Source organism: uncultured Maribacter sp., assembly GCF_947500405.1.
Taxonomy (GTDB): Bacteria; Bacteroidota; Bacteroidia; order Flavobacteriales; family Flavobacteriaceae; genus Maribacter_B.
This window is the reverse complement of the sequence record NZ_CANMRY010000002.1, coordinates 89,147-104,527: the sequence shown is the minus strand read 5'-3', so window position 1 is coordinate 104,527 and position 15,381 is coordinate 89,147. Positions and strand designations below refer to the sequence as shown.

The 15,381-nt window shown below is 31.7% G+C and carries 12 protein-coding genes; 6 read left to right on the top strand and 6 right to left on the bottom strand.

Features of this window, described 5'->3' with window-relative positions; translation table 11 throughout:
- Positions 1-13 precede the first annotated feature (13 nt).
- Both Q0945_RS02630 and Q0945_RS02625 read right to left on the bottom strand, forming a co-directional pair.
- Entirely contained in the window at positions 14-1,264 is a 1,251-nt protein-coding gene (locus Q0945_RS02630; RefSeq protein WP_299430496.1) for an aspartate kinase, read from the bottom strand.
- A 34-nt stretch (positions 1,265-1,298) separates the two neighbouring features.
- Positions 1,299-1,781: a GNAT family N-acetyltransferase gene (locus tag Q0945_RS02625; RefSeq protein WP_299430495.1), complete on the bottom strand. Its 483-nt coding sequence runs from the start codon at positions 1,779-1,781 to the stop codon at positions 1,299-1,301.
- A 194-nt stretch (positions 1,782-1,975) separates the two neighbouring features.
- Between Q0945_RS02625 and fbp the strand changes: the two genes are divergently transcribed.
- Entirely contained in the window at positions 1,976-2,983 is a 1,008-nt protein-coding gene (gene fbp, locus Q0945_RS02620; RefSeq protein ID WP_299430493.1) for a class 1 fructose-bisphosphatase, read from the top strand.
- Between the two features lie 58 nt (positions 2,984-3,041).
- On the opposite strand, the gene Q0945_RS02615 is transcribed toward fbp, so the two are convergent.
- Entirely contained in the window at positions 3,042-3,461 is a 420-nt protein-coding gene (locus Q0945_RS02615) for a TerB family tellurite resistance protein (RefSeq protein ID WP_298484917.1), read from the bottom strand.
- Between the two features lie 139 nt (positions 3,462-3,600).
- Here Q0945_RS02615 and mfd point away from each other — a divergent pair, with 139 nt between their 5' ends.
- A complete protein-coding gene (gene mfd / locus Q0945_RS02610; protein WP_299430490.1) occupies positions 3,601-6,966 on the top strand; it encodes a transcription-repair coupling factor in 3,366 nt (1,121 codons plus the stop codon).
- Between the two features lie 63 nt (positions 6,967-7,029).
- Positions 7,030-8,349 (top strand): TlpA disulfide reductase family protein, encoded by a 1,320-nt coding sequence (locus Q0945_RS02605; RefSeq protein WP_299430488.1) that lies wholly within the window; start codon positions 7,030-7,032, stop codon positions 8,347-8,349.
- A 56-nt stretch (positions 8,350-8,405) separates the two neighbouring features.
- Here the strand turns inward: Q0945_RS02605 and Q0945_RS02600 are convergent, their stop codons facing one another.
- Entirely contained in the window at positions 8,406-9,065 is a 660-nt protein-coding gene (locus Q0945_RS02600) for an aspartate kinase (RefSeq protein ID WP_299430486.1), read from the bottom strand.
- Positions 9,066-9,120: 55 nt separating this feature from the next.
- The gene (locus tag Q0945_RS02595) at positions 9,121-9,480 is read right to left on the bottom strand and encodes a YraN family protein (protein ID WP_299430485.1); all 360 of its coding nucleotides are present in this window, start codon (positions 9,478-9,480) and stop codon (positions 9,121-9,123) included.
- 181 nt (positions 9,481-9,661) lie between these two features.
- Between Q0945_RS02595 and Q0945_RS02590 the strand changes: the two genes are divergently transcribed.
- Positions 9,662-11,164 carry a DUF1800 domain-containing protein gene (locus tag Q0945_RS02590; protein ID WP_299430483.1) on the top strand — a complete coding sequence of 501 codons (1,503 nt, stop codon included), beginning with the start codon at positions 9,662-9,664 and terminating at the stop codon, positions 11,162-11,164.
- Positions 11,165-11,175: 11 nt separating this feature from the next.
- Complete coding sequence (locus Q0945_RS02585) at positions 11,176-12,915, top strand: DUF1501 domain-containing protein (protein WP_299430481.1); 1,740 nt, start codon at positions 11,176-11,178, stop codon at positions 12,913-12,915.
- Positions 12,916-12,971: 56 nt separating this feature from the next.
- On the opposite strand, the gene Q0945_RS02580 is transcribed toward Q0945_RS02585, so the two are convergent.
- A complete protein-coding gene (locus Q0945_RS02580; protein ID WP_170146690.1) occupies positions 12,972-13,133 on the bottom strand; it encodes a hypothetical protein in 162 nt (53 codons plus the stop codon).
- 179 nt (positions 13,134-13,312) lie between these two features.
- Between Q0945_RS02580 and metG the strand changes: the two genes are divergently transcribed.
- Positions 13,313-15,379, top strand: coding sequence for a methionine--tRNA ligase (gene metG, locus Q0945_RS02575; RefSeq protein WP_299430478.1), 2,067 nt, complete (start codon positions 13,313-13,315; stop codon positions 15,377-15,379).
- Positions 15,380-15,381: the final 2 nt, after the last annotated feature.

The following is a 15,381-nucleotide window of genomic DNA, read 5'->3' as shown; positions in this document are numbered from 1 at the left end:
ATTTTGGAAGTATTTATCTTACGACTAACTGCACAGTTTCTTTTGCACGTTGTTCTAATAAAACCTCGTGACCATTTTGCAAAGATGCTAAAGCGTCAGAATTAAAATGACGAATTGTATATAAAGAAACTCCTTCTTGATGTACTACTTTAAAACGACTTTTTAATGTGTTTAGTAATTCTTCCAAACGACCAAATCTATTGTCCACACAAACAGAAAAGCTAATAGCAGAGTTTTGAATTAGGTCTACCTTCATTTTATATTCATGAAAAAGCTTAAATAACTCACTAATATTATCTTCGACAATAAATGAGAAATCTAAAGAAGAAAGCTTCATTAAAACTTGGTCTTTTTTAACAATAAAGCAAGGTACTTTAGGCTCTATACCATTTCCTTTTTCTACTGTTGTACCATCATTTTTTGGATTAATGAAAGATTTTACAAGTAGAGGTATTTCTTTACGTTGTAGAGGTTGTAGTGTTTTTGGGTGTATTACAGAAGCACCATAAAAGGCAAGTTCTATAGCTTCTCTATAAGATATTTTGTTTAGTAATTGTGTTTCTTTAAAATATCTAGGATCAGCATTTAAAACACCAGGTACATCTTTCCAAATAGTTACAGAATCTGCGTTTAAGCAATATGCAAGTATTGCAGCAGTATAATCAGAACCTTCTCGTCCTAAAGTAGTTGTAAAGTTATTGTCATCACTACCTAAAAATCCTTGGGTAATATTAAGAACTTTTTTATCTACAGTTTGGTTTATTTGTTCTTGTGTTTTTTCCCAATTAACAGTGGTATCTCTATATATGTTATTGGTTTTTATTAAGCTACGAACATCTAACCAGTTATTTTGCATACCAATTTCATTTAAATAGGCACTTATAATACTAGTAGAAATTAATTCTCCATAACCTACAACTTGATCATATACAAAATTATAGTTTGGAGATTTATTCCAAGCTAAAAAACCTTGAACTTCATCAAATAAAACTTTAACTCTTTTGTAAACCTCATGCTCTTTATTTGGAAATAAATCTTTTAAAATAACAGCGTGATAATCTATAACTTCTTGTACTTTAGAAGATAAGTTGTTTTTATCATTAAAATATGCCCCAACAATAGCTTCCATGCCATTGGTAGTTTTTCCCATAGCAGAAACAACTACCAAGGTATTCTTGTAACCTACTTCTTGTAATACTTTTACAACATTTTTTACTCCATTGGCATCTTTTACAGATGCTCCTCCAAATTTAAAAACTCTCATTAAGCTTAATTTTATACCCCGAGTAGGGTTTATTTTAATTATTATTTTTTAAATAGTCTTTTATTCCCTGCTCATCTAATTGTACCACATCCCAATCTCTCATTACATTAGCCCCTTTAGATTTATAAAAAGATATTGCAGCTTCATTCCAATCAATTACTTCCCAGCTAATTCTTTTTACATTTAATTTTTTACTGTATTTAACTACAGAGGTTAATAAAGCTGTTCCAAGCCCAGTTCCTCTATATTCTTTAGTAACAATAAGATCTTCTAAATGTATAACAGGCCCTTTCCAAGTAGAATATCTTGGATATACTAAAGCCATACCTACAATTTTAGAATTACTTTCTGCAACAAAACAATGAAATAATGGATTTTCTCCAAAACCATCATTTTCTAGTTGCTCTACGGTTATTTCTACAGCATCTTCTTCTTTTTCAAAAACAGCTAGTTCATTGATTAAACCTAAAATTTGAGGCGTATCTTTTATTTGGCTGTCTCTAATAGTAAAACTCATTTATTATTATTTAAATATGACAAAAGCAATTTGGATAAATATTAGACGTTTAATTCCTGTATAATATAGAGAAAACATATAACATGTTACAAATATAACACATAGTTATAAATTTAAAAATCAAAAAAAATCGAAATCGTTATAGTATCACAAAAAAAGCGATATTTGTAGTCTAAATAAACACAATCATAATAATGCTAAAAAAAAATAAAACATTAGGAGAGTTTATTATTGAAAATCAATCTTCTTTTCAATATTCATCTGGAGAATTATCAAAACTTATAAATGCAATTAGGTTAGCAGCTAAAGTTGTTAACCATGAAGTTAATAAAGCTGGCTTAGTAGATATTCTTGGAGAAGCTGGAGATACTAATATACAAGGAGAAAGTCAGCAAAAACTAGATGTTCTAGCAAATGAAAAATTTATTCAAACATTAAAAAATAGAGAAATTGTTTGTGGAATTGCATCAGAAGAAGAAGATGATTTTATTACCATTAATAGTTATGATGAGAAGCATCAAAATAAATATGTAGTATTAATAGACCCTTTGGATGGGTCTTCCAATATAGACGTAAATGTTTCTGTAGGTACTATTTTTTCAATTTATAGAAGAGTTACACCGGTAGGAACTCCTGTAGAACTCAAAGATTTTTTACAAAAAGGTAGCGAGCAAGTTGCTGCAGGGTATATTGTTTATGGTACCTCTACCATGTTAGTTTATAGTACCGGGCATGGTGTTAATGGGTTTACTCTAAACCCTGCGTTAGGTACTTTTTATCTTTCGCATCCTAATATGCAATTTCCTGAAGATGGTAAAATATATTCTGTAAACGAAGGTAATTATGTACATTTTTTACAAGGAGTAAAAGATTATATAAAATATTGCCAGAAAGAAGAAGGAGATAGACCCTATACTGCAAGATATATTGGCTCTTTAGTTTCTGATTTTCATAGAAATATGATTAAAGGAGGGATTTATATGTATCCAAAAAGTAGTATCGCCGAGAATGGTAAACTACGTTTGTTGTATGAGTGTAACCCTATGGCATATTTAGCAGAACAAGCTAATGGTATTGCAAGTGATGGTTTTAAGAGAATATTAGAAATAGAACCTACGGAGCTACATCAAAGAGTTCCTTTTTTCTGTGGAAGTAAAAACATGGTAGAAAAACTCCATGAGTTTATGACAAAAAACACATAATTAAAAAAGCGGTCTATTTTTATTTTAGACCGCTTTTATAATTTTAATACTTGTATTGTTATTTTAAAAGAGATTGGTAATCTTCAAAATCAATCCTTCCGCTAAAAATCGCAATAGAACGCTCTATTAATTTATTAGCTTTTTCTGAAGAATAACCAAGACCAATAGCATACTTCTTTAGTAGAACCATTTCTTCGTTATCTATAAAATGATCAGAGAATATTATTCTAAATAAATCGTACAAACGCTCTAATCTTTTTTCAGAATTTACAGGAGGTTCAATAGGATACTTATTAGTAGGTTTCATAACCTCTTTGTATTCTTCTTCCGAAATATCAAGTTTATTAGCAAAACGATCTAATAAAGTTTTTTCTTGTTCAGAAATTACTCCGTCCGATGCAGCTAAAGTGGCCATAGCAGCAAAATGAGCTAAATTGCTTCTGTGTTCGCTATTACCGTATAAATCTTTAAATGACATATTTTTTTATTGTTTAAGAGCACAAATATAAATTTTTATAATAACTATTTATATTTCAATTATTTTTTAATGTAAAAAAAAGAAGATTCCTTTTTGTACACCCTATAAGTAGAAGTTATATTTGTACAAATTTATACCGTTGACCTATTCTATTATTCAACAAGGTTTTGCACAGTCTCCGCAATCGCAGAAACTGCAAAAAACTATTGCCCAATCTCAAAAAAATATTGCATTAACAGGAACTACAGGCTCTGCATTATCTTTTATTTTAGCAGATGCTTTTAAGAAAGCAGAAAGTCCTTTCCTATTACTTTTTAATGATAAAGAAGAAGCTGCTTATTATTTAAATGACTTAGAACAGTTTATTGGAGAAAAAGAGGTTCTTTTTTACCCTGGGAGTTATCGTAGACCATACCAGATAGAAGAAACCGATAATGCAAATGTTCTTTTAAGAGCTGAAGTTTTAAACAGAATAAATTCTAGAAAAAAACCAGCGGTAATAGTTACCTACCCAGATGCTATTTTTGAAAAAGTAGTAACAAGAAAAGAGTTAGAAAAAAACACATTAAAAATAAAGGTTGATGATACACTGACCTTAGATTTTTTAAACGAGGTTTTGTTTGAATATAAATTTAAAAGAGTAGACTTTGTAACGGAACCTGGCGAGTTTTCTGTTCGTGGCGGAATTGTAGATGTATTTTCATTTTCTCACGACCGCCCCTATAGGATAGAATTTTTTGGAGATGAGGTAGATAGTATTAGAACGTTTGATGTGGAAACACAACTTTCTTTAGAAAAGATTTCTAAAATAACTATTATACCAAATGTAGAAAACAAACTATTAAATGAAACTAGAGAAAGTTTTTTAAAATATATAGCAAAGGATACTGTAGTATATATAAAAAACTTAGATTTTGTATTAGATAAATTAGATACTTTTTTTGCAAAAGCAATTACTGCATTTTCAAAATTGTCTGAAGATATAAAGCATGTGGAACCCCTAGAGCTTTTTGTTAATGCTACACTATTAAAAAAACAACTTGGGGTTTTTAGAATTATAACCTCCGGAAAAAATGCATCTGCTTTAGCAAAGGTTGCAACAATACCTACCGAGGAAATAGTGTATAAAACAAAACCGCAACCCTCATTTAATAAAAAGTTCGATTTATTAATTCAGGAATTAAACGAGAACAATACTAAAGGGTATACAAATTATATTTTTTGCGCTACAGACCAGCAAGCGCAACGTTTTCATGATATTTTTGATGAGGCGGAAGAGCAGGTTCATTATAAAACTATAGTTTTTTCTTTACACCAAGGGTTTATAAATGAGAACCTAAAAATTGCATGTTATACAGACCACCAAATTTTTGAGCGTTACCATAAGTTTCATTTAAAAAATGGGTATGCAAAGAAACAGGCTATTACATTAAAAGAATTAACAAAGCTTGATGTTGGAGATTATGTAACCCATATAGATCATGGAATTGGAAAGTTTGGAGGATTACAAAAAATAGATGTAGAAGGAAAAAAACAAGAGGCTATAAAATTAATGTATGGGGAAAGAGACATACTTTATGTTAGTATACATTCTCTACATAAAATTTCTAAGTTTACAGGTAAAGACGGTACTCCTCCAAAGGTGTTTAAGTTGGGTTCTGCAGCTTGGAAAAAACTAAAGCAAAAAACTAAATCTAGAGTTAAGAAAATAGCTTTTGATCTTATTAAAGTATATGCAAAAAGAAGGTTAGAAAAAGGTTTTCAATATGCTCCAGATAGTTATTTGCAGCATGAGTTAGAAGCCTCTTTTATCTACGAAGACACCCCAGACCAAAGCAAAGCTACTGAAGATATTAAAAAAGACATGGAAAGCGAACGGCCAATGGATCGTTTGGTTTGTGGCGATGTTGGTTTTGGAAAAACGGAAGTTGCTATAAGAGCTGCTTTTAAAGCAGTAGATAATGGCAAACAAGTAGCAGTATTAGTGCCAACAACAATATTAGCTTTTCAGCATGCACGTTCCTTTTCAGAGCGTTTAAAAGAAATGCCGGTAACGGTAGATTATCTTAATAGGTTTAAAACCGCTAAAGAAAGAAAATTAACGTTAGAAAATTTAGAAGCTGGTAGGGTAGATATTATTATTGGAACACACCAACTAGTAAATAAGAATGTAAAGTTTAAAGACTTAGGATTACTTATAGTAGATGAAGAGCAAAAGTTTGGTGTATCTGTAAAAGATAAGTTAAAATCTATCAAAGAAAATGTAGATGTTTTAACCTTAACGGCAACGCCTATTCCAAGAACATTACAGTTTAGTTTAATGGCGGCAAGAGATCTGTCACAAATAAATACAGCACCACCAAACAGGTATCCTATAGAGAGTGAAGTAATTCGTTTTTCAGAAGAAACTATTAGAGATGCTATTTCTTATGAAATACAAAGAGGTGGGCAATCCTTTTTTATTCATAATAGGATAGAGAATATTAAAGAAGTAGCAGGTATGATCCAGCGCTTAGTACCAGATGCTAAAATAGCAGTTGGGCATGGGCAAATGGATGGAAAAAAATTAGAAGCACTCATGATTTCTTTTATGAATGGTGAGTTTGATGTTTTAGTGTCTACTACTATTATAGAAAGTGGTTTAGATGTAACTAATGCAAATACCATTTTTATAAATAACGCAAATAATTTTGGATTAAGCGATTTACATCAAATGCGAGGGCGTGTTGGCCGTAGTAACAAAAAAGCCTTTTGTTATTTTATAACTCCGCCTTATGAAGTAATGACAAATGATGCTCGTAAAAGAATACAAGCCTTAGAGCAATTTACAGAATTAGGTAGCGGATTTAATATCGCTATGAAAGATTTAGAAATTCGTGGTGCAGGAGATATTCTTGGAGGGGAGCAAAGTGGCTTTATAAATGAAATTGGGTTTGATGCGTATCAAAAAATTCTTTCTGAGGCTATTAGTGAGCTAAAAGAAAATGAATTTAAAGATTTATACGAAGAGGTAGAAGGTGCCCAAGAGAAAATATATGTAAAAGAAACGCAAATAGATTCGGATTTTGAGCTTCTTTTCCCAGATGATTATATAAACAATATTACAGAGCGCCTTACATTATATACCAATTTAAATACTCTTAAAGAGGAAGAAGAATTGGTAAAATTTGAGAAAGAATTGGTAGACCGTTTTGGAGAGCTGCCAACACCTGCGGTAGATTTATTAAATTCTGTTCGTATAAAATGGATTGCTAACCAAATAGGGTTGGAGAAAATTGTAATGAAACAGAAAAAACTTATTGGTTATTTTATTGCAGACCAACAGTCCGATTTTTACCAGAGTCTAGTATTTACAAGAGTATTGCAGTTTGTACAAGCAAACTCAAAAGTATGTAAAATGAAAGAAAAACAAACAAGAAATGGACTCCGTCTATTGTTGGTTTTTGAGAATATAAATACGGTAGAAAAAGCATTAAAAGTTTTACAACCCTTAAAAATTAAATAGTATCATTTTTATGGTATTATTTTTGAAATGTAACTAATACCAGTTCCTGAAAAGAGTAATATTATGAAAAAAATTATCCTAGGTTTTTTATTATTTTTTAGTGCTTTTGTTTTTGCACAACATACTATTTCTGGAACCTTTATGCCAGCAAAAGACTATAGTTGGATAATTGCGTATAGATTAAAGCCTGGAACGCAAGTTTATGTGGCTGACACAGCAATTAAGAACGGGGAATTTAGTTTAAATATTCCGGAAAATTCGCCAAAGGGAATGTACAGATTAGTTTATGCTGTTCCACAAGAAGAGTTTTATTTTGATGTAGTTTATAATGGAGAAGAAGATATTAAACTACAATTTACAACAGAAAACGGAGTATCTTTTTTAGAATCTAAAGAGAATATTATTTTTAATAGTTACTTTAATGAGGTAAGTGCTATTGAGGCCAAGATAATTGAATTTTATTCTTCCGGAAGTACAAGTAAAAAAATATATAATACTCTTGTAAAAAAATTACATAATGCACAGTCTAGTTATGAAACTAAATCAGCAGGGTTAATGGCTAATGCTTTTATAAAAGCAAATAAATTGCAACTATCAGAAACATACGTTGACGTTTTTACCTTTGTTGCAGAAAAAAAGAAAAATTACTTTAATGGTTTAGATTATACAAATACTACATTACAAGCTTCGGGTTTTTTAACAGATAAGACTCTTAACTACGTGTTTACTGCTTTGCCTTTAGAACAAATGACAAAAGAGGCTACAGAAAAAATAATGCAAAATAATGTAGACAAAGTTAATTTAGAAACTAAAAATATAGATTCTAATTATAGATTACATTTATTTTATACAATATGGGCGCAAGCGGCTGCTAGTCAATTTAACGCTACTTCAGATTATGTATTTACTACTTATTTAAAAAAGTTAGCACAAGATTTAGGAAAAAAAGATATTGTCCAAGAGATACAGTTACATAATAGATTAAGAATAGGAGCTATTGCGCCAGAAATTAGTTGGAAAGAGGGAAATAACGTACAGACTTTAAATACACTAAAGGGTAGTAAAAACTATATTTTAGTTTTTTGGAGTAGTACATGTTCGCATTGTTTAAAGGAGCTACCAGTATTGCATAAAGAACTTAAAAAGAATCCAGATATTACTGTAATTGCAGTTGGTATGGAAGAGGATACTATTAGTTGGGATGTAGAAAAAGCTAAGTTTCCTAATTTTAAACACGCTATTGCATTAGGTAAATGGGAAAGCGATTATGCAAAACTCTATGCAGTAAACCAAACTCCTACATACTTTATATTAGATAGTAATAAGAGGTTTATTGCCAAGCCAGAAGATGATAAGCAGGTTATAGAATACTTAAATAAATAACCTCGAGGGGGTTAGTCCACGAGGTATTTAAATAGAAATTATCTAGAATTACTAGCTTATAATGTTTTTAAATCTTTAATAGTTTTAAAGGCAATATCTACTTGGGCATCATCAACCAGAATAGTAAATTCATTAGTAGTAGATATTACTTCATACAAAACAATACCTTCCCATGCTAAACGCTGAAAAATGAAGTAATAAATACCAGGAACAGAAACATTTTCTGCAGGTAGTTTTACCGTTATAGAAGATAAATCTTGTGCTTTTTGCGTACACTTTTCACCAACAAATAAGTTTTCAACAACACCATCCATTAAATTGCTAATCACAATGTTAATTTCGTTTACACCTCTAGAAGAAGTGTAAAAAACATCTTGGTTAGAGTTAATTTCTTCTAAAAGTTTAGCTTGTTGCTTTAAAATCGTATCCGATGCTAAAAAAGTATAATCTGTTAATGAAGAACGTACCGTAATTTCACCTATATTTTTTAGGACTTTTATAATTTTATGGGTTGCTCTAAATTCTAAATCATCAGATAAACGTTTAAGTGCCATAACTATGGCGCCATTACGAATGTCTTTACCTAATTCTTCCTCAATTTCTGGTTTTACTATTCTAGAAAGGGAAGTTAAGTTAATAATACCTTGCGCTAGAGCGCTTTGTAAGAATGGTTTTTTCTTAATGTACTGTTCTACTACAGAAGAGATTGTTTTCATTTGGATGCGGTGTTGTTGTGCAAATATAACAAACTGTTATAAATAAAACAAATTGTCAGAAATGATAATATGCATTTTCTATATGATTTATTAAATATTCAGTTTTATCCTTACGAATTGTAATAATATCAAACTGTACATCTACATCTAAGTCTAAATCTGTAACATAATAATCTGCGGCAATTATTTGTAGTTGCATTTTCTTTTTGGTAACAGTATCTGCAATGTTTTCAATAAAGTTGGTACTTCTAGAGCGGACTTCTACAATAGCTAGTATTTCTCCTTTTTGAGCAATAATATCTACCTCTGCTTTTAAATACCTGTAATTTTTTTCAAGGATAGAATACCCTTTTTTAAGTAAAAAATCTACAGCTAATTGTTCTCCTTTTTTACCAAATTCATTGTGTTTTGCCATAAAAACAAGCGTTAATTGTGTAGTTTATCGAAAATATAAGGAGTTCAACGTTTTTAATAATAAAACATTGTATTTTCGAAAATAATATTCAAAAAAATGGATCATAATACTATCCATGATTTTGTTACGTTATTACAGAGCCCCAACTCTAAGAACTAAAAATACTAATGCCTAAATCGCTATGGAATATTTCATTAATTGTAATACTTCTTCATTTGCTGTTTATACTGGTCCTCTAGATTACCAAAAAGCAGCACACCTATATAGAAGACTTGGATTCAGCGCTTCTATAGATACTATTAATACAGCAACAACGCAATCTGCAAGTAATTTGGTAGATGCACTAGTAGATCAAGCCCTTAATACGGCTCCTACTACAGCACCAACTTGGGCAGATTGGAATAATAGTAATTACCCTGCAGATGATGATGCAGCTCGTCAATTACGAAATTCACAAAGACAAGAATGGAGATTAGCATATTCAAATGATATGCTAGATAATAATCTAAAAGAAAGAATGAGTTTCTTTTGGAGTAACCATTTTGTAACCGAGATAGATATATATGAATGTAATTCTTTCTTATATCATTATACAAATTGCTTGCAAAGAAATGCTTTAGGGAATTTTAAAACCTTTGTAGAAGAAATAGGGTTAACAAATGCCATGTTATATTACTTAGATGGTGTATTTAATAATGGTAATAATCCTAATGAGAATTATGCAAGAGAGCTTTATGAACTTTTTACTTTAGGAGAAGGTAATAATTATACAGAAGAAGATATTATTGAGACTGCTCGTGCACTAACAGGTTATGTAGAGAGAGGAGAGTTAGGTTGTGAACCTGTGCAATTTGATCCTACAAAACATGATGCTGGTACTAAAACTATTTTTGGACAAACAGATACATTTGATTACCAAGGTGTAATAGATAATCTTTTTGCACAACGTTCTAATGAAATTGCGGAGTTTATTTGCAGAAAATTATATGAATTTTTTGTACACCCAGATTCTAGAGATGCGGCTAATAATGCCCAAACCATTATAGATGGTATGGCAACAGTTTTTATCACAAATAATTTTGAGATAGCTCCAGTATTGCGGCAGTTATTTAAGAGCCAACACTTTTTTGATGATGAGGCAGTAGGGGTAATTATTAAAAGCCCTTTTGATCTTTATTTTAACCTTTTTAAAGAAACAAACTTTACGATTACAGATACAAATGTAAGTGAGGCTGTTAATTATAGCTCTTTATTAGGGCAAACATTATTTGAGCCTTTTGATGTTGCTGGTTGGCAAAGAGACCGTTCTTGGATCAACACCAATTTTATGATTGGTCGTTGGTTAACTATAGAAACAATTCTTCTTGGATTTTATGATAGTAACCCAGAACAATTTAAAGAATTTGGAATACAAGCGGCAGATCCAGGGGGTATCACAACCAATGATCCCGCAGCGGTGGCTACTGCAATAGTAGATAAAATATTACCTAAAGGCCTTTTAACCCAAGCAGATTACGATACTGCGATAGGAATTTTTAGAGGGCCTTATGAAGATAATGGTGTTTATGAAGATAGTCCCGACCCTAACAACTTTGGTTGGAATATGAATTTAGAAAATACACCAACCCAAGTATATCTTTTATTACAACATCTAGGAAGGCAACCTGAATTTCAATTAAAATAAAACCTACAACTATGTGCGATACTCATGATAATTCTCCTCATAAAGGAAAAGAACATAAAGGACATAATGAAGAACATGCAACTTGGAGTCGCCGTTCTTTTTTACAAACACTAGGAATTGCGGGTTCTGGAAGTATGATGCTTGGTTCAAATCTTTTATCTGCATCCGCCCCATCTCGTTTAACAAATGCATTAGCAGATGTAGAAACTGATAATATTTTAATATTAATACGATTGTCTGGCGGTAATGATGGACTTAGTACTGTTATACCAATAAATCAGTATGATGCTTATGCAAATGCAAGACCAAATATTTATATACCAGAAAGTAAAATACTAAAACTTACCGATGAGTTTGGTGTACCCTCCTATATGAGTTCTTTAGAGCCTATGTGGGGAGAAGGGCAATTTAAAGCAGTTCATGGTGTAGGGTATGAGGGGCAAAGCCTTTCTCATTTTACAGGATCCGATATTTTTGCAAATACAGATTTAGCTACAACAGGTTTTAGTGGAACTAATACAGGCTGGCTAGGTAGGCATTTTGAAAATTTATATCCAGATTATTTATCAGACTTCGAAGGCAGTAGACCAGAAGGCCCTGCGGCAATACAAATTGGAAGTTATGGTAATTTAGTATTTGAAGGAGAAGAAACTAATTATGCTTTCGTAACTAATAATGTAGACCAATTACAACAAATAGCTGAAACAGGGGTGCAATACCCAGTAGATCAAGCACTTTTTGATGATTGTATGTATGGCGATCAGTTACGCTTTTTAAGAGGTGTTTCTAATGTTACTAATGAATATGCTGGTACTATCCATGAAGCATATTTAAGAGGTCATGATTTACAATGTGTAGAATACCAAGATAATTCTTTTGCAAGGCAATTAGAACTTTTAGCAAAACTGATAAAAGGAAACTTAGGAACTAAAGTATATATGATTTCTATGGGTGGTTTTGATACCCATGGGAACCAACCATTAGCACATGAAAGATTAATGACCAACCTATCGGTTGCCGTTAATAATTTTTATGAAGATTTAAAATGTACAGGTCAAGATGAGAAAGTTTTAAGTATGACTTTTTCTGAATTTGGAAGAAGAATTTTTGAGAATGGTTCTAATGGTACCGATCACGGTAAAGCTGCTCCAACTTTATTCTTTGGTTCTGGATTAAATGGTAGTGCTTTTGTTGGGGATCACCCAACACTAGACAACCCAGATGGTAGAGGTAATTTAGAATATACTATGGATTTTAGAGATTTATACGGCACCGTTCTTGCAGAATGGTTATGTGTAGATCCAACAACCGTAAATCAGCACCTTAACCCAACCAATGTGCCAGGATATAATTATACTCCGGTAGATTTAGGTTTTCAATGTCATTCAGAAACCGTATTTCCAGATATAGCTATGGATGATAGTGAGCCAACACTACCAACGCAACCAGGTTCAGAAGAGGATCCAGAATATAGTCCAGAACTTTTAAATGCAATAGTACATAAGCCATTTTACCCTACAGAGGAAAACCCTCATATTTATATTGAAATGCCTTTTTCTGCAGTTGTAGATATTAAGTTATATAATATAATGGGACAAAATGTGGGAACGGTTTATAGCGAAAGAATGTCTGAAGGTTCTACAGAAATAAACATTAGAGAAATGTTGCCAAATTACCTAGCAACTGGAAAATATATTTATAGAATAAATGTACAGAATAAAAAAATGAGCAAGTCCGTTATGGTTGCTTAAAAGTATCCCCACTATGTACTTAGCCTTCTGCGTACCTTGGTATTTAGAAGGCTTTTTTATGCCAACTTAGATTTATTATTTTTTGTCGAAAAAGTAAGCTCTTTTTTAATTTTGTGGCTCTTGTCTTTATGAACTCTAGTTATGTTAGAGTCTATTTTTTCATTTTCCTTTGCTATATCTTTAGCAAGTGTAAACTTTTTGGGGTTTCCAACACTCATGGTTTTTATTTTGTAAGATTTACCTTATAATTTAACATAAATATTTTAAATTTCGTATACTTTTTCGATGTGTAACACATTTTGGTTTACTACTCCTATTGTTTTCTAATTTCATTTACTGTAGAATGCTAACAACTAGCCTCAAAATCTGTATTTTTGTTGCTTAATTAAATTTTTACATGTCTACACAGCAAAATAAACCTTCCAGATATACAATTACAGCAGCATTACCATATACTAACGGACCAATACACATTGGACATTTAGCAGGAGTATATGTTCCAGCAGATATTTATGCACGTTATTTGCGATTAACAAATAATGATGTGGCTTTTGTTTGTGGTAGTGATGAGCATGGAGTTGCTATATCCATGAAAGCAAAAAAAGAAGGTATTACTCCAAAAGATGTTATTGATAAGTATAATGGTATTATAAAAAAGTCGTTCCAAGATTTTGGGATTACTTTTGATAATTACTCGAGAACATCGGCAGATATTCATCATAAAACAGCTTCCGATTTTTTTAAGACTTTAGATGAAAAAGGAGAGTTTATAGAAGAAACTACCGCACAATTATACGATGAAGAAGCAAAGCAATTTTTAGCAGACCGTTTTGTTATTGGTACTTGCCCTAAATGTGGTCACGAAGAAGCCTATGGAGACCAGTGCGAAAATTGTGGTTCGTCTTTAAATGCAACCGATTTAATAAATCCTAAATCTACCATAACAGGAGCAGTGCCAACTTTAAAAGAAACCAAACACTGGTTTTTACCATTAGATAAACATGAAGATTTTTTAAAAGAGTGGATTTTAGAAGGTCACAAAAAAGATTGGAAGCCTAATGTGTACGGACAATGTAAAAGTTGGATAGATGATGGTTTAAAACCAAGAGCAGTTACTAGAGATTTAAACTGGGGTATTCCAGTTCCAGTAGAAGGAGGAGAAGGAAAAGTGCTATATGTTTGGTTTGATGCTCCTATTGGGTATATTTCCTCCACTAAAGAATGGGCAGCTCGTGAAGGTAAAGATTGGGAACCGTATTGGAAGTCTGAAGACACCAAAATGGTGCATTTTATAGGTAAGGATAATATTGTTTTTCATTGCATAATTTTTCCAGCAATTTTAAAAGCACATGGCGGTTATATTTTACCAGAAAACGTACCAGCAAATGAGTTTTTAAATTTAGAAGGGAATAAACTTTCTACGTCTAAAAATTGGGCAGTTTGGTTGCATGAGTATTTAGAAGAATTTCCAAATATGCAAGATGTTTTGCGTTATACATTAACCGCAAATGCACCAGAAACTAAGGATAATGATTTTACTTGGAAAGATTTTCAAGCACGTAATAATAATGAATTAGTAGCCATTTTTGGAAATTTTGTAAACCGTGTAGCTGTACTAACACATAAATATTATGACGGTGTAATTCCTGAGTCAGCAGAATTTACAGAAGTAGATTTAGCGGCTTTAGCAGAAGTAAAAAAATATCCAGAAATTATTTCTAGTTCTATAGAAAGGTATCGTTTTAGAGAAGCAGGGCAAGAGCTTATGAACTTGGCACGTTTGGGAAATAAATACTTGGCAGATGAAGAACCTTGGAAACGTATTAAAACCGATGAGGAACGTGTAAAAACAATAATGTACGTTGCCTTACAAATAGCAGCAGGGTTAGCGGTACTAAGTGAACCATTTTTACCATTTACATCTACCAAACTAAAAGGAATCTTACAATTAGATGCTTTAAGTTGGAATGATGTAGCAGATAAAGAAGTGCTTTTAGCTTCTAACCATAAAATAAATAAAGCAGAATTACTCTTTAGAAAAATAGAAGATAAAGAAGTGCAAGCACAATTAGATAAGTTAGAGGCAACAAAGAAAGCTAATGAAAACGCAAACAAAGAAATAGTGCCACAAAAAGACACTATAACTTTTGAAGATTTTTCTAAGTTAGATATGCGTGTTGGGACTATTATAGAGGCAGAAAAAATGCCAAAAGCTAAAAAGTTGCTAGTTTTAAAGGTAGATACAGGTTTAGATACTAGAACCATTGTTTCTGGTATTGCAGAGAGTTTTAAACCAGAAGAAATAATTGGCAAAAAAGTTACGGTATTGGTTAACTTAGCTCCAAGAGCACTACGTGGAGTAGAAAGTGAGGGAATGATATTAATGAACCAAAATACAGAAGGAAAATTAGTTTTTGTAAATCCGGATGAAGATGGGGTTGTTAATGGTAACCAAATAAGTTAACT

Coding starts and splice junctions, on each gene's coding strand:
- Q0945_RS02630 (WP_299430496.1), bottom strand. CDS start 1,264: ATGAGAGTTTTTAAATTTGGAGGAGCATCTGTAAAAGATGCCAATGGA.
- Q0945_RS02625 (WP_299430495.1), bottom strand. CDS start 1,781: ATGAGTTTTACTATTAGAGACAGCCAAATAAAAGATACGCCTCAAATT.
- fbp (WP_299430493.1), top strand. CDS start 1,976: ATGCTAAAAAAAAATAAAACATTAGGAGAGTTTATTATTGAAAATCAA.
- Q0945_RS02615 (WP_298484917.1), bottom strand. CDS start 3,461: ATGTCATTTAAAGATTTATACGGTAATAGCGAACACAGAAGCAATTTA.
- Q0945_RS02605 (WP_299430488.1), top strand. CDS start 7,030: ATGAAAAAAATTATCCTAGGTTTTTTATTATTTTTTAGTGCTTTTGTT.
- Q0945_RS02600 (WP_299430486.1), bottom strand. CDS start 9,065: ATGAAAACAATCTCTTCTGTAGTAGAACAGTACATTAAGAAAAAACCA.
- Q0945_RS02595 (WP_299430485.1), bottom strand. CDS start 9,480: ATGGCAAAACACAATGAATTTGGTAAAAAAGGAGAACAATTAGCTGTA.
- Q0945_RS02590 (WP_299430483.1), top strand. CDS start 9,662: ATGGAATATTTCATTAATTGTAATACTTCTTCATTTGCTGTTTATACT.
- Q0945_RS02585 (WP_299430481.1), top strand. CDS start 11,176: ATGTGCGATACTCATGATAATTCTCCTCATAAAGGAAAAGAACATAAA.
- Q0945_RS02580 (WP_170146690.1), bottom strand. CDS start 13,133: ATGAGTGTTGGAAACCCCAAAAAGTTTACACTTGCTAAAGATATAGCA.
- metG (WP_299430478.1), top strand. CDS start 13,313: ATGTCTACACAGCAAAATAAACCTTCCAGATATACAATTACAGCAGCA.